1 protein-coding gene and 2 pseudogenes are annotated in these 1,070 nt (G+C 58.6%); 1 reads left to right on the top strand and 2 read right to left on the bottom strand.

The annotated features are described in order from the left end of the window. Positions 1–217: 217 nt before the first annotated feature. Positions 218–325, bottom strand: a pseudogene (locus V8352_RS21820) (IS5 family transposase); the annotation flags it as partial. A 67-nt stretch (positions 326–392) separates the two neighbouring features. Here V8352_RS21820 and V8352_RS21815 point away from each other — a divergent pair. Beyond that, positions 393–557: pseudogene (locus V8352_RS21815) on the top strand (IS21 family transposase); the annotation flags it as partial. Positions 558–887: 330 nt separating this feature from the next. Here the strand turns inward: V8352_RS21815 and V8352_RS21810 are convergent. Next, positions 888–1,070 (bottom strand): hypothetical protein (locus tag V8352_RS21810; protein ID WP_336426355.1); only part of this gene is annotated, 183 nt, incomplete at its 5' end.

The following is a 1,070-nucleotide window of genomic DNA, read 5'->3' as shown; positions in this document are numbered from 1 at the left end:
TGGGCGACGCATTTCATTTCAAATCGCACCTCAAACATGGCTATCGCAACCCTGGCAACACGCGTGCGCGCATCCTTTGGGCAAACACCCCACCGACCTTTTGAGGTTAATCAGTATGACATCAGACAGAGCGGGCAAGCGACAAATTGAACTGACCATGTCGTGCGGTTTGACGAATTTGAACCAGTCTTGGGTTCGCATCTGCAAAAATCGCTTCTGTAATGCAGTGACGCTCCTGCAGATGGCGAAAGTTGAGGATGGGCGTCTCATCGGGGATACGGTCGTCACCCAGCTCGATCCCGGCAAAGTGGCGCATCGCTTCGATGGGCATCGTCAAGTTATCGGCGATCTTGGCGGCGGAAGTCCGGACTCCGGATCTCAAGCAGCCTTCAACTCAGGTGCCTCTGGCGCATCCGCCCGGTCATGCCCAGGCCGACTTCGGCGAGGCGGTGGTCGTCATCGGCGGCATTGAGCAGAAGGCGCATTTCTTTGTCATGGATCTGCCGCACAGTGATGCCTGCTTTGTGCGAGCCTATCCGGCAGCCACTGCCGAGGCGCGGATGATCAAGGCAGGACGCCGCGAGTATGGGCAGCATTCCACGCAGCGCGATCACATGCCGGCGCACCACAGGTTCCGCGAGGACTGGACGCCGCAGCGCATCCGGGCCTGGGCCGCCCGTGTCGGGCCGAATGTCGCGAGCTTCACCGAGGTCGTGATGCGCGAGCGCAAGCACCCCGAACAGGGCTACCTCCGATGATGGTTGGTGGTGATCCGGGTTTCGTCCCGGGGCGGTCAAAAAGGCTCGGAGGTTTTTCATCATCGGCCGCTGCGTCTTGCGCCTCACAGAAAAGGCGCGCAGACCAGCGGATCGTCATTTGTCCTTTCTTCAATCGGGTTTATTGTTTGCCTGCTTGTCGAAAAAGAGATTGGCCAATGTGCGTGAAGACGAAGCATTTTCTTGAAATTTGGCTTCTTCGCGGTTTGTGTGGGTGTGCGGGTCTCCGGTCAGTTCACGACCACACCAGATGTTGTGTCGTAGGGTGACGCGGGCAGGTGCTTGAGCCGACCG

Source organism: Roseovarius sp. D0-M9, from assembly GCF_037083805.1.
GTDB lineage: Bacteria > Pseudomonadota > Alphaproteobacteria > Rhodobacterales > Rhodobacteraceae > Roseovarius.
The sequence above is the reverse complement of the archived record's forward strand: the minus strand, read 5'-3'. Positions and strand labels throughout refer to the sequence as shown.